Consider the following 24228-nt stretch of genomic DNA (forward strand, 5'->3'; position numbering starts at 1 on the left):
GGGTCTCACCCCGCGGCACCGGGGACGGCGGACGTCGTCGCCGGCCCGGCCCCCACGACGGTGCTGTCGCGGGTGCGCTTGCCCCGGTACAGGGCGCGGTCGGCGCGGGCGATCACCTCCTGCGGCTCCTCACCGGGCAGCCACTGGACCACCCCGGCGGTGCAGGTCTGGCCGTCGGGGACGACGGCCCGGATGCGGTCCACGACGTCGACGGCGTCGTCGGCCGTGCACCCGGGCAGCATGAGCGCGAACTCCTCACCGCCCCAGCGGGCCAGGGTGTCGCCCTCGCGCAGCTGCGCGCAGGCCGCGCGCGCGAACTCGCGCAGCAGCTCGTCACCGGCGAGGTGGCCGCGGGTGTCGTTGTACCGCTTGAAGTGGTCCAGGTCGAGCATCGCGAACGTCAGCGGGGTGCCGGCCTGCGCGGCGCGCGCGACCCCCTGCCGGGCCAGCTCGTCCCACCGGCGGCGGTTCACGACCCCGGTCAGGGCGTCGTGGTCGGCGGCCCGGGCCAGCTGGGCCAGCAGGTCGGCGCGGGAGAACGCGTGCGCGGCCTCCGCGGCCAGGCCGGTCAGGACCGCGGCCGTCGTCGGGTCCAGCTCGGTGACGGTCCCGCGCCAGATCACGGCCAGGACGCCCAGGACGCGGCCGTCGGCGTCCACGACGGGCTGCCACGCCCCCGACGCCGCGCCGCACCCGGTGACCAGCGCGGGACTGGCGCCCGGGTGGGACGCGACGTCCGGGACGAACAGGGCCCGGCAGGACAGGTAGCTGGTCAGGGTCAGGCTCACGTCGCCGCGCACGTCCAGGTCGACCGCGAAGTCGTCCGGCAGCCCGGCGGTGGCGGTCGACACGAGCCGGCCGGACCCGTCGGGCTGGGCGAGGTAGGCGCCGTCCGCGCCGGAGATCTCCACCGCCGCCGCGCAGACGGCCCGTCGCGGGTCGTCGGCCGTCAGCACCGCGCGGGAGGCCGCGGCGAGCCGCTCCACCCGCAGCGAGTGCGCCTCCAGCTGGGCGTTGGCCCGCGCCAGCGCCTGCTCGCGGGCCTTGGCGACGCTGAGGTCGTGCATGGCGACGACCGCGCCGAGCACCGTGCCGTCGTCGTCGGTGACGGTGCGCCCGTTGCACTCCACGGGGACGGCGCGCCCGTCGGGGGTGGTGATGACCATCTCCGCCCGGTCGACGGTCCCCTCGGCCAGGGTCCGCAGCAGCGGGACCTGCGCGGCGGTCAGCGGCGTCACGCCGTCGGCGGCGGACAGGCGGTAGTTCCCCGGGTGGTCGTCGGGGTCGCGGGAGGGGTCGGCGTCCAGGCCGTGCCAGCCGCGGGCGGTGTCGTTGAACAGCACCAGCCGTCCCTGCGGGTCGGCGACGACCACCCCGGCGCTGACGCTGCCCAGCACCGCCTGGGTGAACCGGTCGCGGCGCTCGGCGTCGGCGCGCGCGGCCCGCAGGTGGGTGACGAGCTCGGCGCGCTCGTCGCGGCCCACGGCCAGGGCCAGGCCGAGGCAGGCGACGAACCCGGCGTGGACCTGCACCAGCAGGACGCGCACCGCCTCGTCGTCGATGGCGGCGAAGGGGCCGGTCCCGTTGAGCGTGCCGAGGACGGCGACGGCGGCCGCGACGAGGTCGACGGTGACGACGATCGTCGTGTCGAACCGCAGGGCCAGCCAGATCGTCGCGGCCAGCGGCAGGAACGTCAGCGGCAGGCCCTGCTGGAACCAGAACACGGCGCCGTAGGCGACGAGCGAGGAGGCGGTGGCGAGGAGCAGTTCGAGGGTCCCGAAGCGGCGGCGCGCCCCCCGCACCGGGACGCGGGCCTCCAGGCGCAGCAGGACGGGGGCGACGACGACGATCCCGGCGAAGTTCCGGGTGAACCAGACGGCGGTGCCGACCCAGCTGGGGTGCCCGCCGTTGCCGGCGACGACGACGAGCCCCCCGAGCGCGCCCCCGGCGGACGCGACGGCCGCCGCGGCCAGCACCACGGCCAGCTGGCGCGGTCCGAACGTGAGGGGTTGCGGTCCGCCGCGGGTGAACCAGCGGTCGCGCAGCCACGTGAACAGCAGCGCCTGGCCCACGTTGGTCAGGACGAAACCGGTCAGCAGCGCGGGCGCGGCGCCGGTGAGGCTGTTCACGACGAGCGTGGTGACGGTCAGCAGCGCGCAGTCGAGCACGCGGTGGCGGCTGCCGCACAGCCAGACGGCGGCGACCCCGGCGGCGGGCCAGACGAGGCTGATGCGGCTGTCGTCGAGCAGGGTGAGCCGACCGAGGTACACGGCGCCGGCGAACAGCGCGGTGAACAGCACGCTCCGGGCCAGTGCGAGGGCACTGGTCCGGGGCGCTGGTCGGTGGGTCACCGGAGAGGTATCGGCACGCCGGGGGGCCGGACGTAGCCCCGCCGTGCGGGTGAGGGGGTGCGGCGGCCGGGGTTCGCCCGCCCCGTGCGCTCGTCCGGCGGCGTACCCTGGAGATACGCAACAGCTGTCGGAGAACGTCGGCGAAGGAGTCGACCGGCGATCCGGGCAGCGGATCGACAGGAGTCACCGTGCAGCGTTTCGAGAACCGCGTCGTCCTCATCACCGGCGGAGCCAGCGGCATCGGCCGGGCCACCGCCCACCGCGTCGCGGCCGAGGGGGGCGTCGCCGTCGTCGCCGACGTCGCCGACGCCCGGGCCGCCGAGGTCGTGGCGGAGATCACCGGGGCGGGCGGCCGGGCCGACGCCGTCCACCTCGACGTCACCTCCGAGCAGGAGTGGCAGGCCGCCGTCGCGACGACGGTCGAGCGCCACGGCGCCCTGCACGTCCTGGTCAACAACGCCGGCATCGGCGACCTCCTGCCCATCGAGGACACCACCCTGGCCGGGTACCAGAAGGTCGTCGACGTCACCTCGACCAGCGTCTTCCTGGGGCAGAAGTCCGCCTCGGCCGCGTTGCGCGCCACCGGGAACGGCGCGGTCGTCAACGTCAGCTCCATGTTCGGGATCGTCGGTGGCTTCGGCGGCGGGCCGGGGTACGCGGCCGCCAAGGGAGCGGTCCGCACCCTGACGAAGAACACCGCGCTGGGGTGGGCCACCGCCGGGGTGCGGGTGAACTCGGTGCACCCGGGTTTCATCGAGACCCCGATCCTGGGGGAGACCGACCGCACGCTGCTGAGCTCGACCACCCCCATGGAGCGGCTGGGGCGGCCCGAGGAGGTCGCCGCCGTCATCGCGTTCCTGGCCAGCGACGACGCGTCCTTCGTCACCGGCGCCGAGTTCGTCGTGGACGGCGGGTACGTGGCCCGCTGACCCGGCCCTACGCCGCCCCGGACCCCACCCGCAGCGGGGGTTCCCCGCCGCCCACCAGCGGCTCGGGCACCGGGTGCACCCGGACCAGTTCCTCCTCCAGGCGCTCGCGCGGCACGGCGGCGGAGTACAGCCACCCCTGGCCCAGCGGCGCGGAGATGAACCGGCAGATCGCGGCCTGCTGGTCGGTCTCGACGCCCTCGACGACCACGGTCAGCCCGAGGCGGTTCGCGAGGTCCACGACGCACGTCACGATCGACTGGCCGTTGACGTCGTCGGTGAGCGACTGCGTCAGCGACCGGTCGATCTTCAGGACGTGCACGGGCAGCCGGCCGAGGTAGCCGAACGCGGAGTACCCGGTGCCGAAGTCGTCGATGGCGATCCGGCAGCCGAGCCCGGCGAGCTCGGTGACGACGCGCTCGGCGGGGGAGTCCTCGTCGAGGAACACCGACTCGGTGACCTCCAGGGTCAGCAGGTGCGGGGGGATGTCGTTGCGCTGCAGCAGGTCCACCACGACGTCGGTGAAGCCGGGCGACTGGAGCTGCACCACGGACACGTTCACGGCGAGCCCGGTGCCGCGGGCGAACACCCCCGCCTCGTGCGCGGACTCCACCGCGCGCCGCAGGACGTGCTCCCCGAGCGCCACGACGAGGTTGGACTCCTCGGCGACGGCGATGAACTCCACCGGGGAGATCCGCCCCAGCACCGGGTCGTCCCAGCGGGCCAGGGCCTCGAACTTCTCCACCCGGCCCGTCGTGAACGACACCACGGGCTGGTAGTGGACGTCGACGCAGCCGCCGGCGATCGCGGCGGCGAGGCGGTCGCGCAGCAGGCTGCGCCGGGCGTGCTCGGCGGCCACGGTCCCGGAGTACACCGACACCGCGCCCCGGCCGGCGCGGCGGGCGTCGCGCAGCGCGATGTCGGCGTGGACGAAGGGCTTCATGACGTCGGCGCCGTCGTGGGCGTCGCCGGCGGGGACCGCCGCGACCCCCGCGACGGCGGGCATCGGGAACCGCGCCGCCCCGTCGACCTGCCGGGGCGCCGCGGCGACGGCGGCGATCAGCGCCTCGGCCGCCCGCAGGCACTGCGCGGGGTCGCCGGGCAGGACGACGGCGAGCTCGTCGCCGCTGGGACGGAACGCGTGCCCGCCGCACCCGTCGGCGACGGCGGCCACCGCGCGGGCCGCGGCGCGGATCACGGCGTCGCCCGCGCCGACGCCGAGGACGTCGTTGACGTCGTCGAGACCGCCGAGCTCGACGAGGACGAGGGAACCGGCGCGCTCGGGCCCGGTCAGGGCCCGTTCGAGCAGCGCCCGGTTGCCCAGGCCCGTCAGGTCGTCGTGCAGGGCCTGGGACGTCAGGTGCGCGGTGGTGCGGTCGATGGAGCGGGCCGTCGCGGCGTGCCGGACCGTGAACGTCACCAGCACGGTGATGTACAGCCCGTACAGCACCGAGTCCGCGCGCGGGTCGACGACGAGGAACGCCAGGTCCACCAGCAGGATCGGGCCGGGCACCAGCGAGGCCGTCTCCAGCCGCCGCGCGGCCCGCTCGGCGGCCTGCCCGCCGTGCCGGGTGACGCCGTCGCGGGGCAGCGCGAGCAGGCCGACGGCACCGCCTACGGCGGCGACGGCGACCGCGACCCACGCCACGGCGGGCTGGTGGCCCAGGCACACCGCGGCCAGCGCGGTGCCGAGCCCGTTGAGCGTCAGCCCGGCCGCGGCCACCCGCAGCCGGGGGTGCTCGACGGCCAGCGCGATCGCGGAGCACGCCACGACGGACGCCACGACCAGCACGGTGAGGGTCGCGGCCGTCCAGCCCGGGGGGCCGTGGTGGCCGGTGCGGGCCAGCGCGTCCCAGCCGGCGGTCGCCAGGGCGCTGCCGAGCATGAGGGCGTCGACGACCAGCGGCGGGTCGTCGCCGCCGGCGCGGGCCCGCACGAGCACGAGCAGCAGCACGACGAGCGCCCCCAGCTCCGCGGCCGCGAACGCCAGCGGCGCGAAGGGGAACGGGCCGAGCTGCGCGTGGGGGAACAGGCCCGCCGCGAGGGTCCCGGCCCCCCACGCGGTGGCCGCCAGGAAGTGCTTGCCGCCGTCGCGGCCGGGGCGCAGCGCGACGAGCGCGACCGCCGTCAGGAGCAGGCTCACGACCCCGACGACCACGACGGGCCCGTCCACCGTCCCCGGCCCGCGGCCGGCCAGGGCGGTGAGCCCCGCCGCGAGGGCCAGGACCGCCGCGCCTCCGGCGACGCGGCCCGCGGTGGGGCGCGTCGGGGTGAGGGCGGGCAGCACGTACGTGGTCTCGGCCGATCCCGGCGCGGACTTGACCCGCCCCGGCTGACGCACGGGTGACGCACGGGCGCCGCCGTCCCCGGAGTGGGGGAGGATGGGGGTCGCTCGTTCTCGATCAGCTGGAAGTGGTGGGTGCAGTGGCCAAGGGCAAGGTCCGTTCGTACGACGAGGAACGCGGTTTCGGGTTCATCCGGAGCCCCGAGGCGTCCGACGACGTCTTCTTCCACTTCAAGGACGTCGTCGTCGGCGGCGAGGAGGGCGACTTCGACGGCGCGACCGTCGAGTTCACCCTCACCGAGGGCGAGCGCGGCCCGAAGGCGTCGAACGTGAAGGTCGAGTCCCGCCGTTCCGGCGGCGCTCCCGCCGCCGAGCGCCGCCCGGCGCAGTCGTCGTCGAACCGCCCGGTGTCGCTGCGCGAGTTCCGCCGCGAGGTCACCGAGATCCTGCTCAGCGTCGACGGCATCGGGTCCTCCCAGATCCGCACCGTCCGCGACTACCTGTCCGACTACGGCCTGGACCGCGGGTTCGTCGCGGAGGACACGCGCCGCTGAGCGCGGTGGTGGCCGGGGCGCCCCGAAAAGCGGAGGTGCCCCGGCCCCGGTCCGGCCCACCATGACGGCGTGACCGCGCCGCCCGCCCTGACCGCCTGCCACACCGCCGACCTCGCCGCCGCCGACCTGGCCGCGGTGCGCGCGCTGCTCGACGCCGCCTTCCCGGACGACTTCGACGACGACGACTTCGAGCACGGCCTCGGCGGCTGGCACGCCCTCGTCCACGACGGCGACCGGCTCGTGGCGCACGGGTCGGTGGTGCGGCGGCAGTTCCTCCTCGCCGGCCGGCCGCTGCCCGTCGGGTACGTCGAGAACGTCGCCGTCGCCGCCACCCACCGCCGCCGCGGCCTCGGCGGGCTGGTCATGGCCGAGCTGGAACGGGTCGTCGCCGCCGGGCACGGCGTCGGTTTCCTCGGCGCCTCCGACGACGGCGCCGCCCTCTACGCGGTGCGCGGGTGGCCGGTGTGGCGCGGGCCGCTGTCGGTGCTCACCCCCGCCGGGGTGCGCCGGACCCCCGACGAGGACGGCGGGGTGCGGGTGTTCGACCCCGCCGGGACGCTGGACCTGGACGCGGACCTGGTGTGCGAGTGGCGGGCGGGGGACGTGTGGTGATCAGTCCCCGTGGTGCTGTTCCTCCCACCGGGCGAAGGGGTCTTCGGCCTCGGTGACGACGTGCTCGTCGATCGTGGCGCGCAGCTGCTCCGCGAAGTCGGCCGGGAGGCCGAGGTGGGCCAGGGCGCCGATCGCCTGCTCGGCCGGTACCCACGTCCGCGGACCGTCCTCGCCCCGGGTGCTCTCCACGTCCTCAGTGTGACCGTCCCGCTGCGCGCGGGCGGGCGTCAGCGCACCGCCTCCGGCGCCACCGGGTACTCCCGCCCCAGCTCGTCGGCGATGCGGTCGGCGGTGATCGCCGCCGAGTACAGCCAGCCCTGACCCAGTTCGGCCTGCATCGACCGGCAGATCTCGGCCTCCTCGTGGGTCTCCACCCCTTCCACGACGACCGTCAGCCCGAGCCGGTTCGCGAGGTCCACCACGGCCCGCACGACGGACCGGCCGTTGCCCTCACCGGTCAGCGACTGCGTCAGCGACCGGTCGATCTTCAGGACGTGCACGGGCAGCCGGTCCAGGTACCCGAACGCGGAGTACCCGGTGCCGAAGTCGTCGATCGCGATCTGGCAGCCCAGCCCGGCCAGGTCGGTGACGACCCGCTCGGCGGGGGAGTCGGAGTCCAGGAACACCGACTCGGTCAGCTCCAGCGTCAGCAGGTGGGCCGGGATCGCGTACGTCGACAGGATCTCCCGCACGACGCCCGCGAAACCGGGCGACTGCAGCTGCACCACGGACACGTTCACCGCCAGCTTCACGCCCGCCGCGAACACCCCCGCGTCGTGCGCGGACCCCACCGCGCGCCGCAGGACGTGCTCCCCGAGGGCCACGACGAGGTTCGACTCCTCCGCGACGGCCACGAACTCCGCCGGCGACACCCGCCCCAGTTCCCGGTCGTCCCAGCGCGCCAGCGCCTCGAACTTCACGACCCGGCCGGTGGCGAAGTCCACGATCGGCTGGAAGTGCACGTCGACGCCGCCGTCGGCGATGGCCAGCGCGAGGCGCTCGCGGACGAGGAGTCGGCGGGCGTGCTGGGCGGCGACCTCGCCGGAGTACACCGAGTACGCGGGCCCGGCGGGCCGGTTGCGGGCGTCGCGCAGCGCCAGGTCGGCGTGCACCAGCGGCAGCGTCGCGTCCCCGGCCCCGCGGGCGCCCGGGGCGACCTGCGCGACGCCCGCGACGGCGTGCACGGGGAACTGCCCGACGCCGTGGACCTGGGCCGGTGCGGAACCGATCGCGTCGAACGCGTGGGACAGGTGCCGGACGGTCCGGTCGGGGGAGCCGGGCAGCAGGACCGCGAACTCGTCGTGCCGCACCCGGTACGCGGTGCCGCCCAGAGCGGTGACGACGTCGCGCAGGTTCGCCGCCGCCACCCGCAGGACGTCCTCACCGGCCGAGACGCCCAGGACGTCGGTGACGTCGTCGAGCCCGCCGATCTCCAGGATGACCAGCGACTGCGTGCGGTCGGGTTCGGTGAGCGCGCTCATCAGCGCGGTGCGGTTCTGCAGGCCCGTCAGCGGGTCGTGCATGGCCTGGAAGGTGAGGGTGTCGCGGGTGCGGTCGATGGCGCGCGCGGTCGCGGCCTGCCGCAGGCCCGCGGCGACGACGACGGCGCCGAAGAAGACGAACATCACCCCGTCGGCGCGCGGGGACACGATGAACAGGACGACGTCGGCGAGCAGCAGCGCCGCGGGCAGGACGACGGCGATCCGCAGCCGGCGGACCGCCTGCGCCGCGGCGGCGCCCCCGTGACGGACGATCTCGCCGCGCGGCTGGAACGCGAGCAGCACGTACCCCCCGGCCACCGCGAGCACGATGGCGGCCGCGCTGGACACCGGCTGGTGCCCGGACGTGATCGCGCTGACCTGCGTGCCGAAGGCGCCGACGGCCAGGCCGATGCTGGGCAGCCGCAGGCGCGGGTGCTCCACGGCCAGCACGATCGTCGACGCCCCCACGAGGGCCCCCGCCGCGATCACGAGGGAGGTGCTGGCGTTCCACCAGGCGTCCCCGGTGTAGCCGGCGCGGGCGAACCCGTCCCACGCGGTGGCGGCCATGACGGTCCCGAACAGCGCCGCCTCGACGAGCAGGGGCTGGTCGTCCCCGGCGACGCGGGTGTTGCGCAGCTGCTGCACGGCGATGACCGCCAGGCCCGACAGCGACAGGGCGTGCGCGAGGTGGGCGAACTGCACGGGGCCGACCATGAGCGCCGGGAACGTCCCGGCGAGGACGGTGCCGGTGCCCCACACGGTCGCCGCGACCGTGTACTTCACGACTCCGGGGCGGGTGCCGCCGCGGGTGAGGGCGGGGATGGCGGCGCTGGTCGCGAGCCAGAGGAGCCCGACGGCGACCTTGAGGTGCTGCGCCTGCGGCCAGTGCGCGATCGCGGTGAGCAGGACCGGCACGGACACGGCGAGCACGCAGGCCGTGAGGGCCGCGCGCCAGGTGTGCCGGGGGGAGGTCATGGGTGAGGGATCGGCGGGGGGTGGTGGGGGCTGGATGGGCTGAGCGCGTGACGTGCTGCTCGCTCGGTGTGACTGGTCGCCTCACCGGTCACACCGTGCTCGCCCGTCCCACGGTCTCGGCGGATGCCGGGGATCGGGCGGTCGGGGGGATCCGTGGCGTGATCGCAGCCGTCACAGACCGCGACGACGACCCGGACGAGTCAGTGGGGGGTGGCCCGAGCGGGCTCACCCACACGAGTCACCGGGCCGCTGGTCCGTGCGTGGGTGGTGACTCCACCCCTTGTGACTACTCCGGATGGGGTACCTGGGGCCGTGGGGACGGGTGAGGCTGCCCGTTACCAAACTGTAACCTTAGGTTGCGGGACGCAAAACCGCAGGTCACTGACGGTGCGCGCTACCCGACACGCCGTAGTGGTCCAAGATCCCTCGTTACTCCCCGTGTTGCTGGTGTGACTCTCGTGTACGTTCAGATCTGTCACCGGGTCACTCCGCTGAGTAGCGGAGAGGCGGGTGGCGCAGGTCCGAAATCGGGCCGGCCCCTCACGGGGGGGAACATCACTTCACACTGCCTTGGAGGCAATCGTGACCGCAGCAACCTCCCGGTTGCGCCGGCGTGGTATCGGGGCCGGCGTCGCGGCTCTTGTTGGTCTGACCGGCCTCGGCCTTGCCGCGGTCCCGGCCCAGGCTGCACCTGGCTTTGACCCTTCCGCTCCCACTTCTCTCGTCGCCGGCGCTGACCGCTTCGAGACCGCGGCGAAGATCTCCGCGGCGACCTTCACTTCCGCTCAGACCGTCGTGATCGCCAACGGTGACCGCGTCATCGACGCTCAGGCCGCCGGCTACGTCGCCGGTCAGCAGACCGGTGGTGCGCCGATCCTTCTGACGCGGACGGGTGATGTTCCCGCTTCGACGCTCGCCGAGATCGATCGCCTGGGTGCCACCCGCGCCGTCGTCGTCGGTGACGACGTCTCCGTTAGCGATGCCGCTCGCCAGCAGCTGACTAACGCCGGCCTCACCCTGACCGAGCTCGCCGGTGACAACCGCTTCGACACCGCGGCGGACATCTACAACACCGCCACCACCAAGGCGAAGACGGTGTTCCTCGCCCGCGGTGACTACCTCACCGGTCAGGTCTCTCCGGACGCTCTGGCCGCCGGCCCGATCGCCTACAAGGGCACCCCGATCCTGCTGACCAACGCCGGCAACCTGCCGGCGGAGACCAAGGCCGCGATCACCTCCGGTGGCGTCACCAAGGTCGTCGTTCTCGGCAACGGCATCACCGACGCCGTGAAGAACGAACTGCGTGGGATCACTGGCGTCACCGTCGAGACCATCGCCGGCGACGACCGCTCGCTGACCGCTCGTGAGCTGGCGGAGTCTGCCTACGGCGACCCCATCTACAACGACACCAGCGCCGCCATCGCCAACGGCGAGAAGGTCGACGCTCTGTCCGCCGGTCCGTGGGCCGCCATCAAGGGCACCCCGATCCTGCTGACCCTCGGCACCAACGCCATCGGTACCGGCACCACCGGGTACCTGGACGCCAAGAAGGCGACCCTGACCTCGGCCACCGTCTTCGGCGACCAGAACAGCGTTCCGGCGGCGTTCCTCACCGCGGCTAAGACTGCGGGTGGCGGCGATGCTCCCGAGAGCAACCAGACCTTCACTGTTGCGCCCGCTGAGGCAACTGTCAGCGCCCTGAGCAGCAGCGCCCTCGACAACACTGGGCGACGGACGTTCACCGTCTCTGGCATTACTTCCACGACGGTTGACATCGCTCTTCTGCCTGCTGAGGACGTGACCACCTCGGGTGACACTGTCTCGTTCGCCACGGGAACGCCGATCGCTGATGGGGGCGGCGTCTCGATCGAGCTCCTCAATGGCGCTGGCAACGTTGCTGCTGGTGCTAGTGCTGGTGATGCGGCGGTCAACGACGTTGCTGTCACCAATGGCACGGTTTCCTTCGCCATCGATGCAGTGACCGCTGATGCGGTGATCCCTGTTGTGTTCGATGACGCCAACGACAACAACACGCTGGACCTTACGGAGGGCCAGCCCACCGAAGCCTTCGGCGTGGGAGGCGCGACCACCTACGTCCCGGCTGAGGCTGCCGACAATTCGACGGTGACCACTACCGCTATCTCCTCGTTCGACACGACTGCGGACTACCTCGTGCTGGGCAGCAACACGTACTACTACGACGCTCAGGACACCTTCCGGCGTGGCGGTACCTCCATCAGTCTGGCGGCGTTCGAGGCGCTTCTGAGCGCTGGTGACGCTGCGACGATCAACTACCGAAACACCCCTGGGGATGTCTCCACGTTCAACATCACCACCGACGCGGTCCCGGCCCCGACCAACCTCGCGGCTGATGTCTCTGAAGCTGCAAACGACGAGTACAACGTCGGTCTGACGTGGACTGCGTCGGCGCAGGGGGACGTGACCTACTCTGTCTCTCGTACGGCGACTGGTGGCAGCCCCACGGTTATCGCCACTGGACTCACCACGACTTCGTACACCGACGAAGACGTGGCTGATGACGCTGGCTACACCTACTCGGTTACTGCGACGGGTGCTACCTCGGGTGTCGTCTCCTCTGCCGCCACTGTGGCAAGCGTCGTTGTCCCGCCGGTCAACGCAGCTCCGGCCATCCTGGCGAATGGCGCTGTCGTGGACGTCAACGTGGGCGCCGCTGGGGCGACCAGCGGAGATGTTTGGAACTTCTACCTCTCCGAGCCGGTTGCTGTGACTTCGGGTGCCGCCATCCAGCTCACCAACGGTAGCGGTCCCATCGTTGAGAACGGCATCAACAGCACCTTCGCGTTGAACGCTGCTCGTGATGTCCTGACGGTGACGCTTACCGCTGATGTCGCTGGTACGCCGGCCTACGCGCCCTTGGTCGTCAATGCCATCAGCGGTGTGGCTGACGCTGAAGGTTCCGCGCTCACCCCTGCCGGTGACGCCAACCTTGAGAACAACGGACCCGAGATCATTGCCACTGATGTTGAGGCTGGTGACACGACCTTCACTGTCACCTTCAACGAGGCGGTTATCGAGGCATCCGCCGAGAACCTGGCCAATTACGACTACGTGTCGGCAACCGGTGTCAGCGCCGTGGCCCCGACCGCTGCTGTCCTCGGCGCAGATGGCCGTACGGTCACCTTGACCGTTGGTGTGGCTGTCGGCACCGGCGCTAGCATCGATCCGACTGGCGTCGTCGACACCGACGGACAGGCGTCGGCCCAGGGAGCCTTCAACCTCTGAGCCACTGAACGAAAGTGCCCCAGCCCCTAGGGCTGGGGCACTTTCGTTCTCATTGGGTAGATGCATCGTGACTGATTAATCCAGTCCTTTGCCGAAGTGTTCGACTCTGTCGCCGTCATCAGGCAACAATTTATGAGCAGGTAGTTCAACACTCGCGCCTTCGCCCTGCTGGGACCGCCCGCCGGCCGAAGTCGCCGCCCCGGCAAGACGAGCCACTGACACCTGACAAGCTGCCGCTTCCGCTTTCCTGACCACCTCGCCTCTACTCTCGTTCTCATGTATCGGCCGCTCACCGACCCCGCCCGCATCGCCGCGATCCTGCCCTGCTTGAACGAGGCCGCAGCGGTCGGTCACGTCATCGACGACCTCAAGGCCGCCGTCCCCGGCATCACGGTCTACGTCTACGACAACCGCTCCACCGACGACACCGCCGCCGTCGCGCGTGAGCACGGGGCGCTGGTGCGGCAGGAGCCGCGGCCGGGGAAGGGCAATGTCATCCGGCGGGCCTTCGCGGACGTGGAGGCCGACATCTACGTCCTGCTGGACGGGGACAACACGTACGAGGCGTCCGCGGCCGGTGACCTGGTGCAGAAGCTCATCGCGGAGGGGCTGGACCACGTCGTGGGGGCTCGGCGGGCCAGCACGCACGCCGCGTACCGGCCCGGGCACGTGGCCGGCAACAAGGCCCTGACGCGGGTGGTGGCGACGGTGTTCGGGGAGCCGGTCACCGACATGCTCTCGGGGTACCGGGTCATGTCGCGGCGGTTCGTGAAGTCGTTCCCGGCGATCTCGCGGGGGTTCGAGGTGGAGACGGAGCTGACGGTCCACGCGATCAACCTGCGGGTGCCGCAGGCGGAGGTCCTCACCGAGTACCGCGACCGGGGGGAGGGGTCGGCCAGCAAGCTGCGCACCTACCGCGACGGGTGGGCGATCCTGCGCTGGATCGTGCGGCTCGCCCGGTACGAGCGGCCCACGCTGGTCCACTCGATCCTCGGGGCGCTCATCGCCCTGGTGGCGGTCGTCCTGGGTGTCCCGGTCGTCGTGGAGTTCGTGCAGACCGGGCTGGTCCCGCGCTTCCCGACGGCGATCCTCGCCTCGGCGCTGATGATGATCGCGGTCCTGGTGACGGCCGTCGGGGTCATCCTCGAAGCGATCCGGCACGCCTCCGACGAAGCCTCCCGGCTGGTGTACCTGGAGTACGCCAGCCCGCACTCCCTGCTCGACGGGGTCCGCGCCGACGAGCGCCCGGTCGACGTGCGGCGTGACGCGGCGGCGCAGCGGTGAGCGGCGTCGTCCGCTTCGCGGCCAAGGCCCTCGCCGGGCTCGTCGCCCTCCAGGTCGTGTTCTTCGCGCTGCTCATGGCCGCGCAGGCGGTGCCGAACCAGCCGATCATCGCGAACCTGGCCCGGGCCGTCGAGACCGGCGACTACGGCGACCCCTACGGCCCCGACGGGGTCGGCGGCACCGCCGACCGGTTCACCGAGTGCGCCGAACTGGGCTACGGGGTGACGACACCGGACGACCCCCGCAGCCTGTGGGACCTCACGACGGGCGGCCCCCGCTTGTCCTCCTGCGACGACGGCAAGGGGGAGATCGCGCGGCTCGCGGCGGGGGAGGAGTTCCAGACGCCCGCCACGTACTTCCGGTACTGGAGCGGGTACTCCGTCCTGACCCGGCCGGTGCTCGCGCTCACCGACGTCTCCGGCCTGCGGCTCGTCGTGACCGGCCTGTTCGCGGCGGCGGTGCTCGCCGCGTTCCTGGCCGTGGCCCGGCGTCTCGGCACCACCGCCGCGTTCGCGCTGTTCCTGCCGGTCGCCGCGACGACGAACGCCCTCGCCATGCCGGACCGCGCGTTCACCCACGGCATCGCGCTCGCGACGGTCGCGGCCGGTGTGGCGCTGACCGCGGTGGCCGCCACCCGCGGCTGGCGCGCCGCCGTCCTCGCGGCCGGGTTCTCCGCGGCCCTGTTCTGCTACACGGACCTGCTCACGGTGCCGCCGATGAGCTGGGCGCTGTGCGCGTCGGTCGCCGGGGCCGTCGTCCACGCCCAGCTGCGCGACTGGCGCGAGACGTGGCGGACGGTCCTGGCCGTCGGCGCCGCCTGGCCGCTGGCGTTCGGGTTCACCTGGGTGTCCCGCTGGGTCATCGGGGCGCTCGGGCAGGGCCTGTCGGTGTTCTCCCGCGTGCAGGAGGTCAGCCAGTTCCGCCTCGACGGCGGCGACGTCTCGAAGACCTTCGGCGCCGGGCTGGTGGCGAACTGGGACTACTGGACCGGGCACTCCGTGACGGCGGTCCCGGTGGTCGTCGCCGCGGCGGTCCTGCTGGTCGGGTTGCTCGTCGTGGCCGTGCGGCGGCACGGGAGCGCGGGGCTGCTGGGGTTCGCGGCGGTCGGGCTGCCGGCGCTGGTCGTCCCGGCCTGGTACTGCGTGCTGAGCAACCACTCCCAGATCCACGCGTTCTTCGTCTACCGGAGCCTGCCGGCGGCGGTGGGGGTGCTGCTGCTCGCGGGCGTGGTGGCTGCGAAGCGCTCTCGGACGCGGGTCGAGGCGGACGCCGGCGAGGCGCGGCTGAGTTCCGCCAAGCCCTGAGGGCCGCGTTCATCGTCCGCCTCCACGGCCCCGCGATGCGCTGCAGGACGTTGCACCCTCGAGTTGCCGCGCTGCGCGTGCTGCTCAGGTCGGCTGGCGAGCGAGTCGCCGCAGGTACTCGTCGGCCCACGCCACGGCCTCCTCCAGCGCGGGGTGGACGTCGAGTCCGGTGGCGGCGTCGGTGTAGCGGCTGTCCCAGTCGGGCCCGGGGGTGAGGGTCGCGGGCAGGGGGTGGGCGCGGCGGAAGGCGAACAACCGGCGCACGGCGACAGCGACGTCGGTGTCGTCGGTGCCGGGTGCGAGCAGTTGCAGGTCGACGAGATCGTGGGCGCGCTGGCTGCCGGGAGCGGTGCAGGCGTGGATCTTCTGCGCGATCTGCAGCGCCGTGGGCAGGAGGCGGACCGGCTGCGGTGCGGGGAGCCCGAGCTCGGAGAACAAGGTGGTCACGTCCTCAGCGAGGTGGTCCTCGAGGGAACCGCCGAGGGCGTCGAGCTCGTCGTAGCCGATCTCCAGGGGCAGGCTCAGGAAGGGCTTGCCGTGGTAGCGCAGCTTGATGGTGAAGGGCCGCATGACGTACCCGGCGGGGACACCGGCCGGGGCCGGTGGCACCCCGGCACTGACCTCGCCGGTGAAGCCGCCCCACCCCGTGCGCAGGCGGTCGGTGAGGTCGGCGACGAAGGTGTCGACGTCCTCGCGGACGGCGGTGTCCAGGTCACGACTGTCGCGCGTGAAGGCATCACCGAGGCGGAGTTTCAGCCCGGCCCCGCCCTTGACGGCTCCGCCGGGCAGGAGCTGGGCGACGACGACCTGGGCGACGGTGACCTGCAGGCGGCTGGTGGTCTGGGCGCGGGTTCGCGCGGCGGTGGTGATGCGTCGTTGCAGGACGGAGAGGCTGCCGGGATCGGCAGGGGGCTGGCGGGTGTTCACGGGGCGTCCTCAGTGCTGGGGTGGTGGGTGGGTCGAGGATCGGTGGGAGGGGTCGTCGTGGAACGGTTGCGGGCCCTCGCGCGGACGGGGGTGGGGGCGGCCTCCGCCTCGGTGCTCAGTTCGGTCAGCAGCCGCTCGGCGGTCGCCGCGTCGATGAGGCGGCGCTCGCGGGCGTCGTGGACGCCCTGTTGCAGACGGTCCGTCATGACGTGGCCGCGGCAGGCGCGAACGGCGGCGGGGATGGTCATGGTGGGGACGCCGTCGACGTCCGTGATGTCGCTGGGCGCCAGGTGGCGGCGGACGACGCGCACGGTGGGGGGCAGGGTGGCGCGGGTCCGATCGGGGGTGGCGACGGTGATGCGGCGGGGGTTGACCAGGGCGAGGCCGTGCAGGGCGAGGACGGCGTCGTCGGCGATCACGGCGTGCGGGCCGACGAGGGCGACGGCTTCGGCGTACTCGCTGAGCGGCGTGGGCGGTGCCTCGGTCATCCGGTAGACGCCGTAGCCGAGGCGTTCCAGGGCGCCGCGATGGGCGAGCTTGCGCAGTTCCACGGCGGGGACGCCGAGGCGGTCGGCCTCGGCGGTGGTGACGACGCCGTGCGTGTCGAAGGCGTGCCAGCGCAGAGTTTCCCGGTAGCTCATCGCAGTTCCTCCTCCCCACGCGCCTGCTCCGCCGTTGATCCACGTGCCACGGACGATATAAGTAATGGGGCATGAGCGTACTGAAAATGGTACGTTTGCGCCACGGGTGTCCGACTTGGCCCGCCGTCTCTGGCGTCGGCCTCACGGCTTGGCTCAGTCGGGACCTGTGCGGTTCACGAGGCACTGGAGCTGGTCCTGACGCACCGCGTCCTGCCTGTGCTCAGGCGTCACCACCGCCGCCCTCACTGTGTCTCAGTGAGACTCACTGAGACAGCCTGAGACACAGTGAGGGCGCGTCCGGCGCGCGCTCACCTCGTCACCTGCGCGGGCCGCCCGTCCCCCGCCACAGGTCCGACCCGCACCCGGTTCCGCCCGCCGCGCTTCGCGTCGTACAGCGCGGTGTCCGCCGCGTGCAGCAGGTCCCGCGCGCTCACGCCGTGGGCGGGCAGCGTGGACACCCCCACGCTGACCGTGACGGGCGCGAGGAGGTCCAGCGCCTCGACCCGTCCCCGCAGCTCCTCGGCCACGACCGCGCCGTCGGCGTCCCCGGGCAGCACCACGCAGAACTCCTCCCCGCCGTAGCGGGCGGCGAACGCCCCGGCGGGCAGCCCGGTGCGCAGCAGCGAACCGACGGCGCGCAGGGCGTCGTCGCCGGCCTCGTGCCCGTGGGTGTCGTTGAGGGCCTTGAAGTGGTCGAGGTCCAGCAGCAGCACCGACAGCGGCGAACCCGTCCGGCGGGCGTCGCCCACGGCGGCCTCCAGCGCCTCGTCCAGGGCGCGGCGGTTGCCGACGCCGGTGAGCCCGTCGGTCACCGCGGCCGTGCGCAACCGCTCCACCAGGCCCACCCGCGCGACGGTCGTGGCCGTCTGCGCCGCCGCGTGCTCGGCCGTGGCGAGCAGCCGGCGGGACACGCCCGCGGGACGTCCCCACCGGCCGGACCCCGGTTCCTCCAGCACCAGCACCACGGTCGGGGAACCCGCCACGGTCGCGCCGAGCACCGCCACCCGGCCCGCACCCGGCAGCACGTCGGCCAGGCCCGGCTCGTCGGCCCCGGACCGCAGCACCGGCCCGCCGTCGGCCAGCGCCCGCGCCAGCGCACCATCGGCCCGCGGCGTCCCGGACCACCGCACCTCCCGCAGACCCGTCCCGTCCGCGACCACGCACGTCGCCCGCACCCCGGCCCCCGCGGCGGGTTCCTCGACGAGCAGCACCGCGGCGCGGCGGGCGAGCAGTTCGTCCCGGCCCAGCTCGGCCAGCAGCGCGGCGACCTCCGCCGCCCGCGTGCTGCGGCCGGCGTCCAGGGCGAAGCGGCGCAGCAGGTCGCTGTCGTAGCGGCGGCGGCGCAGTTCCCGCTCGTTGGCCGCCGCGAGGCAGGCCACGGTGAGGACGAGGACCCACAGCGACAGCAGGTGCCAGCGCAGGTGGCTCGACCCGGCCGTCGAGGGGGACGGCAGCAACCCGACCTGCTCGAACTGGAACACCACGACCAGCACCAGGGAGTGCCACGCCGTCACCTTCACCCCGGTGCGGAACGACGCCAGCAACGTGATCGCCAGCACGTACACCACGACGATCCGCGGGACCGGCCCCGTCAGCCCGTGCAGGCAGTGCATCGCCCAGCCCAGGTACACCCCGTCCACGAGCAGCCCGAACCCCATCACCGTGATGGCGAGCCGGCGCGGTAGCCGCCGCCACGACGTGCCGACCGCGACGAACGCGGTCGCCAGCGCCGGCGGCACGAGGTCCGACCACGCCGCCGTGCGCTCACCCGGCAGCAACCAGAACGCCCCCACCGGCAGGGCGACGACCAGCAACCGGGCGACCAGCACCCACCGCACGCGCTCGGAGAAGCTCACCAAGGGCGCCGGCCCACCGCCGGAGGACCTGCTCATCGGTGTTCCTCGTCGTTCGCGGGTGGGTAGGGCAGGTCGGGCAGCGGGACGAGCGGTGCCGCGGCGAGCTTCGGGTCGCCGCGGTCGAGGCGGTCCTGCACGAGCAGGAAACCCACCACCAGCAGGAGCGCGCTGACCGACACCTGGCGTTGCGCCACGAGCGCGAGCGCCAGGTGCTGCGCCCCGTCCACGGCGACGTCGACGACGGCGGTGACGACGGCGGTGACGACGGCGGCGGTGGTGCCGGGGCCGGCGTCCCGGCGCACCGTGGACGGCGGCTGGGTGGGTGCGCGGCGGGTCGGCGCCGCGACGGCCGAGGTCGCCGGGCTCGACGGGGCGGTCGTCGGCGGGGCGGTCGGGGCGGTGGTCGCCGGTGCGGCGGCGGTCGGCGGGGGAGTTCCCCGGGCGGGGCGGGACCCGGGGATCACCGCGGCCGGGGTGCTCGTGGTCGGGGGAGCCGGCCGCACCGGGGCGGCGCTCGCGGTCGGGGCGGAACTCGCGGGTGGCGAGGCGGCCGAGGTGCGGCCGGGTTCGGTGGCGGAGGGCGGGGTGGGTTCGGCCGACGGTTCGGGTCCGCTGGACGGAGCGTTCGGCGAGGCGACCGGGGTTCTCGTCGGGGTGGTCGTCGGGGTGGTCGTCGGGGTGGTCGGTGCGGGGACCGGGGCCGCGGTGCTCGCCGTGGGGACGGTCCTCGTGGGGGTGGGCCGGGCCGCGATCCGTGTGGCCGTCGGCTCCGGGACGACGGTCGGGGCGGTGGGTTCCACGGTGACGCTCGGCGCGGTGGTCGGTTCGGCCGTGGCCGTGGTGGTCGGCTCCGCGGTGACGGTCGGGGTGGCGGTCGCGGTGGGTTCGGCGGTGGCGGTCGCAGTGGCCGTGGGCGCGGGCGGCGCCGGCGCGGCGAGCACCCGGAACGAGACCGTGCACGTGTCGGTGGCGTACCGGTTCGCCACGGCGAGGTCGAACGTGGAATCGCCTGCGGCGGTGGGCGTCCCGCTGAGGACGCCGTCGGTGGACAGCGACAGCCCGGCGGGCAGCACCGCCCCGGCGGCGGGCGTCACCGCGGGTTCGGGCCACCCGGAGGTCCCGAAGCGGTACCGGTAGGCGACACCTTCGGTCGCCTCGGCGACCGTCCCGGGGACGCACCGCGCCGCGGAACCCTCGGCGATGGCGGCGATGCGCGGGGTGGAACCCCCGCCGACGACGTGGATCAGCCCGCCGGACCCGGTGGAGACGTTGGTCGCCGGGAACGTGGCGGCGTCGGCGGTGCCGGTGCCCGTGGTGAGGGTCAGGACGTCGACAGTGCCCGCGCGCCAGCGGACCAGGCCGCTGCCGTAGGCGAAGTTCACCAGCACGTCGCCGGTCGTCGTCACGGCGATGCTCGTCGGGAACCCGGTCAGGCCACCGGAGCCGCTCAGCCCCGGAACCCGGGTCAGCGTCCCCGTGGACCGGTCGAGGACCTTGACGTCGCCGGCGCGGTAGTCGGCCACCCAGACCGTCCCGTCGGGCCCGACGGCGACATCGCGCAGTTCCTGGACCGCGGGGGAGGTGAACACGTCGAGGGTGCCGTCGGCGCGGACGTGCGTCAGCGCGGTCGCCGAGGCCAGCCAGACGGTGTGGTCGGGGTCCACGCCCAGGCCGTACGGGGACCCGATCCCCGAACCCGTCGCCGGGGCCCCCTGCACGGGCGCCGAGTTGCCGGTGCCCGCGACGACGCCGAGGTTCCCGTCCCGAACCGCGAGGAGGTAGCCGCCGCCGTCGGCCACGTACGCGGTGGGACCGTCCACGGCCACGTCGGTCGGCTGGACGAAGGGGGAGGAGGTCGCCGGCCCGGGGACCGGGCGACCGGAGACCCCCGGGATGCCCGCGAGCACGGACGTCGCGCCGTCCGGCGTCCGGTGCCACACCGCCCGCCGGTTCGAGTCGACCCAGTACAGCGACCCGTCCACGACCGTCGCGTTGGCCGGGGTCGTGACGGGGGTCCCCGTGCCCGCTCCCGCGAGGACGGTCGCGGCGTAGGCGACGGGGGTCGCGGCCCGGGCCGGCGCCACGGCCGTCGCGGCCGCGGTGAGCAGCAGCAGGACCGCCGCGGTGCGGCGCGCAGCCCGCCGACCGCCCCTGCTGAGGATCACGGTGGTCCATCGACGGCCACCGGTTGCGCCTTCAACATCGTCGCCCGAACGGCGGGTGGACCGCGCCCGGCGGGACCCCCGACCTTGAGCCTGTCGACCGCCGTCCGGGTGAACCCGGCCCCCGCACCACCCGTTCGGCCCAACCCCACCGCACGACCCGGCACCGGGAGCCGATCGACGGGCCGTGCCGAACCCCCTGCGCCGACTGGCGACCGTCCTCCTCGTCGCCGCCGCCCTCGCCGTCTCCGGGACCGCGGTGGCGCAGGCGGCCCCGACGGGCACCCCCTACGGCGACGTCGCCGGGAGGTAGCGCGAGGTCGGCGGCACCGGGGTTCCGCCGCCCGCGCCACCCACGGTGACGGTGTCCCCGCGTCCCGGATGCGGACGGCTCAGTCCCCGGCGGCCTCAAGCACGCACCGTGAGGTGCCGAAGGAGGACTGGTCTGCGCACGGCCACGGAGCTGGACCCTGAGGAGCACCCCACGCGATGAACGTCCCCTCATCCGCCACCACCGGTGAGCTGGGCCTGTCCTCCTCCGCCCGCGACCTCAACGGGCTGGTGGCCACGCAGACGGTGAACGCCTCGGGCACGGCGCTGGCCCGCGAGGCCCGAGCCCGTCAGGCGCGCGTCCTGGCGTCCCTGACCGTCAGCGACCGTTCCTTCCTCGGGGTGGTGCTGGGCCCGGGGCTCGAACTGGCCGACGGGGCCTCGCTGGAGGAGGTCGCGGCCTCGGCGCTCGCCGCCCAGGTCGCCGCCGACCGCGACAACGGGGTCCTGCCGCAGGGGTCCCCGATCGACATCGCCTACGTGCGCTTCCTGGCGGGCTTCAGCGTCGAGGACGACGCGGGGTCGTTGCAGCCGTTGCTGAGCCCGCGGCAGTACGACCGCGCCCGCCGCTACCTCGAGGGCAACGGCGGCCGGGCCACCATCGACTTCCGCACCTGAGCGCGTCCAGAACCCCCGCTCCGCTCGGCCCGGCCGAACCCGCTCGGCGCCCTGGGTCCGCCGGGTACCGCGGCGCAGACCGAGAGCGCCCCGGAACGCCGTCTCCCAGGAGTCGGAGCGCAGAGCGTCCGGGTCGTACTCGAGGTGGTCGGCCACGTCGCGGGCGAACAGGTCGAGGGCGAACGACTTCCCGACCTCACGCGCTTGGTGGTGGACGCCGCCGCGAGCGTGGACGAGCCGCCGGAGCACGAGACCTCCACGACGGTGAACGGCTTCACGGCAAGACGGTTCACCCTCACGGCCGGATCGGCGGCACGTTGTGCGGGGTCACCACCTGGATCGCCGAGGACACCGTCACCGGCTGCCCCGGCAGCGCACCCCGCGCCTGCATGACGAGCTGGCAGCAGCGCCGCAGGTCCTCGTGCAGGTCGTGGTGCAGGACGGCGGAGATGCGGCCCGCGAGCAGCATCTCGCGGTGCTCGGCGTCCAGGTCGTGGGTGACGAACGCCGAGCAGGTGCGGTCGCGGGACGCGAACGCGTCCAGGACGGCGGCGTTGCCCCCGAACGCGTACATCGAGTAGACGGCGGCGATGCCGGGGTGCCGGTCGAGGGCCGCCTCGACCGAGCGCCGCAGGGTGTCGTCGTCGCCGCTGCGGTGGACGAGCTCGACGATCGGGCGGGCGGGTGAACCCTCCCGCGCGCCGTCGCGCAGGGTGCCGCGGAAACCCATCTCGCGCTCGTCCTCGCCGCGGAACGCGGAGTCGCCGCGGATCACCAGCACGGCGGCGCCGTCGCCCGGGGTGAGCCAGTGGTCGACGAGGTAGGCCGCCGTGGCCCCGGCGGCGCGGTTGTCGATGCCGACGTAGGCCAGGCGGGCCGAGGCGGGCAGGTCGGTGACGAGGGTGACCACGGGGATGCCGGCGCGCTGGACCCGCGCGACGGCGTCGTTGACCTCGGGGGTGTCGGGGGCCTTCAGCACGACGCCGTGCGAGCCGCGGGACACCACCCGGGCGAGGTGCTGGACGATCTCGGCGGCCGGGGCCGCCTCGGTGAGGGTGAACCGCGACCGCACCACCGCAGGCCGCAGCGCCGGCAGCTCGGCCTCCAGGGCGGCGCGGACGGCGTCGGAGAACCGGCGGGGGGCGTCGACGACGACGTCGACGATGAACGTGCGCCCGTCCACGCTGAGCTGGGTCTGCTGCCGGTCCAGCTCGGCGACCGCCCGGTGCACCTGGGCGACGGTGCTGGCCCGCACGCCGGGCCGGTCGTTGAGGACGCGGTCGACGGTGGCGGGGCTGAGCCCGGCCTGGACGGCGATGTCGCGGACGCGGTGAGGGTGGGCCACGACCTCATCTTGAGGGGTTCTTGAGGTGTTCACCACCTTGCCGGGCCCTCAGCCCGGCTCCTACCGTCGAACCACGATCAGAGCCGATCACCCCCCGGAGAGGACCGCCGCCATGACCGCCGTGACCCACCGCCCCGACCCCGTCTTCCTCAGCCAGGACGACTGCGACCTCGACGAGTTCAAAGCCCTGCTCGCCTCGGGCACCGACCTGGCCGACTACCCCTACGCCGACGCCGTCGACGAGGGCGTCCTCATCTACTCCGACCGGCTGCTGCCGTACCTGGACGACGAGGCCGGCCGCCGCGACGTGCAGTCCGAGATCGCGCGGGCGCTGTCGGACGGCCCCGGGATCGTCGTGTTCAAGCAGGCGTTCCCCGCCGACCTCGTCGACCGCACCACCGAGGCGTTCTTCGCCCTGCTGGCGCAGGAGAAGGCCGCGGGCGTCGTCACCGGCGACCACTTCGCCAAACCGGGCGCGAACGACCGGGTGTGGAACGCGCTGGAGAAGCTCGCCGTCAGCGACCCGCACCTGTTCGCCGAGTACTTCTCCAACGACTACGTGGCGCTGGCCGCGGAGGCGTGGCTGGGCCGGAACTACCAGGTGAACGCGTCGCTGAACATCGTCAACCCCGGCGGTCAGGCGCAGGTCCCGCACCGCGACTACCACCTGGGGTTCATGCCGCTGGAGACCGCGGCGGCGTTCCCCGCGCACGTCCACCGGCTCTCGCCCGTGCTGACCCTCCAGGGCGCCGTCGCGCACTGCGACATGCCCGTCGAGACCGGGCCGACGCTGTACCTGCCGCACTCGCACAAGTACCTGCCCGGGTACCTCGCGTTCTCCCTGCCCGAGTTCCAGGAGCACTTCGCCGCGCACCACGTCCAGCAGGCGCTGAGCAAGGGCGACGCCGTGTTCTTCAACCCCGCCCTCATGCACGGCGCCGGCACCAACCGCACGGCCGACGTCCGCCGGATGGCGAACCTGCTGCAGATCTCCTCCGCGTTCGGGCGCTGCCTCGAAGCGGTCGACACCACCCGGACGTCCACCGCGGTGTACCCGACGCTGCTGGAGCTGAGCCGCGGCGGTTTCCCCGCCCGGCAGCTCGACAACGTCGTCACCGCCGTCAGCGAGGGGTACCCGTACCCGACGAACCTCGACCGCGACCAGCCCGTCGGCTCCATCAACCCCGAGAGCCAGTCCGAGCTGCTGCGCCGGGCCCTGCGCGAGGGCTGGGACACCGAGCGCGCCGTCGCCGAGCTGCGGGCGCAGGCCGAGCGGCACCGGACCCACTGACCCCCTCGACCGCGCCGCCGCAC

General features: G+C 73.7%; 18 protein-coding genes. 9 read left to right on the forward strand and 9 right to left on the reverse strand.

The window, feature by feature from the left end; all coding sequences use genetic code 11:
• Window positions 1–5: 5 nt before the first annotated feature.
• The gene (locus ACRYRX_RS05625; RefSeq protein ID WP_432510844.1) at window positions 6–2351 is read right to left on the reverse strand and encodes a diguanylate cyclase domain-containing protein; all 2346 of its coding nucleotides are present in this window, start codon (window positions 2349–2351) and stop codon (window positions 6–8) included.
• 188 nt (window positions 2352–2539) lie between these two features.
• Between ACRYRX_RS05625 and ACRYRX_RS05630 the strand changes: the two genes are divergently transcribed.
• Window positions 2540–3280 carry an SDR family NAD(P)-dependent oxidoreductase gene (locus ACRYRX_RS05630; protein WP_432510845.1) on the forward strand — a complete coding sequence of 247 codons (741 nt, stop codon included), beginning with the start codon at window positions 2540–2542 and terminating at the stop codon, window positions 3278–3280.
• A 7-nt stretch (window positions 3281–3287) separates the two neighbouring features.
• Here ACRYRX_RS05630 and ACRYRX_RS05635 read toward each other — a convergent pair whose 3' ends face one another.
• Complete coding sequence (locus ACRYRX_RS05635; RefSeq protein WP_432510846.1) at window positions 3288–5618, reverse strand: putative bifunctional diguanylate cyclase/phosphodiesterase; 2331 nt, start codon at window positions 5616–5618, stop codon at window positions 3288–3290.
• Between the two features lie 83 nt (window positions 5619–5701).
• Between ACRYRX_RS05635 and ACRYRX_RS05640 the strand changes: the two genes are divergently transcribed.
• Window positions 5702–6115: a cold-shock protein gene (locus tag ACRYRX_RS05640; RefSeq protein WP_432510847.1), complete on the forward strand. Its 414-nt coding sequence runs from the start codon at window positions 5702–5704 to the stop codon at window positions 6113–6115.
• 69 nt (window positions 6116–6184) lie between these two features.
• Entirely contained in the window at window positions 6185–6727 is a 543-nt protein-coding gene (locus ACRYRX_RS05645) for a GNAT family N-acetyltransferase (RefSeq protein WP_432510848.1), read from the forward strand.
• Here the strand turns inward: ACRYRX_RS05645 and ACRYRX_RS05650 are convergent, their stop codons facing one another.
• Together ACRYRX_RS05650 and ACRYRX_RS05655 are read right to left on the reverse strand one after the other, a co-directional pair.
• The gene (locus ACRYRX_RS05650; RefSeq protein ID WP_432510849.1) at window positions 6728–6916 is read right to left on the reverse strand and encodes a hypothetical protein; all 189 of its coding nucleotides are present in this window, start codon (window positions 6914–6916) and stop codon (window positions 6728–6730) included.
• Between the two features lie 38 nt (window positions 6917–6954).
• Window positions 6955–9183 carry a putative bifunctional diguanylate cyclase/phosphodiesterase gene (locus tag ACRYRX_RS05655; RefSeq protein ID WP_432510850.1) on the reverse strand — a complete coding sequence of 743 codons (2229 nt, stop codon included), beginning with the start codon at window positions 9181–9183 and terminating at the stop codon, window positions 6955–6957.
• A gap of 582 nt (window positions 9184–9765) precedes the next feature.
• Here ACRYRX_RS05655 and ACRYRX_RS05660 point away from each other — a divergent pair.
• The 3 genes from ACRYRX_RS05660 (at window position 9766) to ACRYRX_RS05670 (ending at window position 15035) form a co-directional block, all read left to right on the forward strand.
• Window positions 9766–12447 (forward strand): cell wall-binding repeat-containing protein, encoded by a 2682-nt coding sequence (locus ACRYRX_RS05660; protein ID WP_432510851.1) that lies wholly within the window; start codon window positions 9766–9768, stop codon window positions 12445–12447.
• 276 nt (window positions 12448–12723) lie between these two features.
• Window positions 12724–13731, forward strand: a complete 1008-nt coding sequence (locus ACRYRX_RS05665) for a glycosyltransferase (RefSeq protein ID WP_432510852.1) — start codon at window positions 12724–12726, stop codon at window positions 13729–13731.
• The gene (locus ACRYRX_RS05670) at window positions 13728–15035 is read left to right on the forward strand and encodes a hypothetical protein (RefSeq protein WP_432510853.1); all 1308 of its coding nucleotides are present in this window, start codon (window positions 13728–13730) and stop codon (window positions 15033–15035) included. Before ACRYRX_RS05665 ends, ACRYRX_RS05670 begins: the two co-directional genes overlap by 4 nt.
• Before the next feature lie 84 nt (window positions 15036–15119).
• Here ACRYRX_RS05670 and ACRYRX_RS05675 read toward each other — a convergent pair whose 3' ends face one another.
• The 4 genes from ACRYRX_RS05675 to ACRYRX_RS05690 form a co-directional block, all read right to left on the reverse strand.
• Window positions 15120–15962 carry a nucleotidyl transferase AbiEii/AbiGii toxin family protein gene (locus tag ACRYRX_RS05675; RefSeq protein ID WP_432510854.1) on the reverse strand — a complete coding sequence of 281 codons (843 nt, stop codon included), beginning with the start codon at window positions 15960–15962 and terminating at the stop codon, window positions 15120–15122.
• Complete coding sequence (locus ACRYRX_RS05680) at window positions 15959–16603, reverse strand: type IV toxin-antitoxin system AbiEi family antitoxin domain-containing protein (protein ID WP_432510855.1); 645 nt, start codon at window positions 16601–16603, stop codon at window positions 15959–15961. Before ACRYRX_RS05680 ends, ACRYRX_RS05675 begins: the two co-directional genes overlap by 4 nt.
• 308 nt (window positions 16604–16911) lie before the next feature.
• A complete protein-coding gene (locus ACRYRX_RS05685) occupies window positions 16912–18495 on the reverse strand; it encodes a GGDEF domain-containing protein (protein ID WP_432510856.1) in 1584 nt (527 codons plus the stop codon).
• On the reverse strand, window positions 18492–20624 hold the full coding sequence (locus ACRYRX_RS05690) for an NHL repeat-containing protein (RefSeq protein ID WP_432510857.1): 2133 nt from the start codon (window positions 20622–20624) through the stop codon (window positions 18492–18494). The genes ACRYRX_RS05685 and ACRYRX_RS05690 overlap by 4 nt, the downstream gene beginning before the upstream one ends.
• Before the next feature lie 184 nt (window positions 20625–20808).
• On the opposite strand from ACRYRX_RS05690, the gene ACRYRX_RS05695 reads away from it, so the two are divergent.
• Together ACRYRX_RS05695 and ACRYRX_RS05700 are read left to right on the forward strand one after the other, a co-directional pair.
• Window positions 20809–20934, forward strand: a complete 126-nt coding sequence (locus tag ACRYRX_RS05695) for a hypothetical protein (protein ID WP_432510858.1) — start codon at window positions 20809–20811, stop codon at window positions 20932–20934.
• Between the two features lie 176 nt (window positions 20935–21110).
• The gene (locus ACRYRX_RS05700) at window positions 21111–21569 is read left to right on the forward strand and encodes a hypothetical protein (protein ID WP_432510859.1); all 459 of its coding nucleotides are present in this window, start codon (window positions 21111–21113) and stop codon (window positions 21567–21569) included.
• A 295-nt stretch (window positions 21570–21864) separates the two neighbouring features.
• Here the strand turns inward: ACRYRX_RS05700 and ACRYRX_RS05705 are convergent, their stop codons facing one another.
• Window positions 21865–22914 carry a LacI family DNA-binding transcriptional regulator gene (locus tag ACRYRX_RS05705; RefSeq protein WP_432510860.1) on the reverse strand — a complete coding sequence of 350 codons (1050 nt, stop codon included), beginning with the start codon at window positions 22912–22914 and terminating at the stop codon, window positions 21865–21867.
• Between the two features lie 112 nt (window positions 22915–23026).
• Between ACRYRX_RS05705 and ACRYRX_RS05710 the strand changes: the two genes are divergently transcribed.
• Window positions 23027–24205 carry a phytanoyl-CoA dioxygenase family protein gene (locus tag ACRYRX_RS05710; protein ID WP_432510861.1) on the forward strand — a complete coding sequence of 393 codons (1179 nt, stop codon included), beginning with the start codon at window positions 23027–23029 and terminating at the stop codon, window positions 24203–24205.
• The last annotated feature ends 23 nt before the right edge of the window (window positions 24206–24228 follow it).

The sequence above is a fragment of the Kineococcus lubricus genome, from assembly GCF_050871965.1.
In the GTDB taxonomy this organism is placed as follows: Bacteria; Actinomycetota; Actinomycetes; order Actinomycetales; family Kineococcaceae; genus Kineococcus.

What these genes read in the sequence shown, in the direction of transcription:
- ACRYRX_RS05710 (WP_432510861.1), top strand. Translation starts at nt 23,027, where the DNA reads ATGACCGCCGTGACCCACCGCCCCGACCCCGTCTTCCTCAGCCAGGAC.
- ACRYRX_RS05700 (WP_432510859.1), top strand. Translation starts at nt 21,111, where the DNA reads ATGAACGTCCCCTCATCCGCCACCACCGGTGAGCTGGGCCTGTCCTCC.
- ACRYRX_RS05655 (WP_432510850.1), bottom strand. Translation starts at nt 9,183, where the DNA reads ATGACCTCCCCCCGGCACACCTGGCGCGCGGCCCTCACGGCCTGCGTG.
- ACRYRX_RS05685 (WP_432510856.1), bottom strand. Translation starts at nt 18,495, where the DNA reads ATGAGCAGGTCCTCCGGCGGTGGGCCGGCGCCCTTGGTGAGCTTCTCC.
- ACRYRX_RS05665 (WP_432510852.1), top strand. Translation starts at nt 12,724, where the DNA reads ATGTATCGGCCGCTCACCGACCCCGCCCGCATCGCCGCGATCCTGCCC.
- ACRYRX_RS05680 (WP_432510855.1), bottom strand. Translation starts at nt 16,603, where the DNA reads ATGAGCTACCGGGAAACTCTGCGCTGGCACGCCTTCGACACGCACGGC.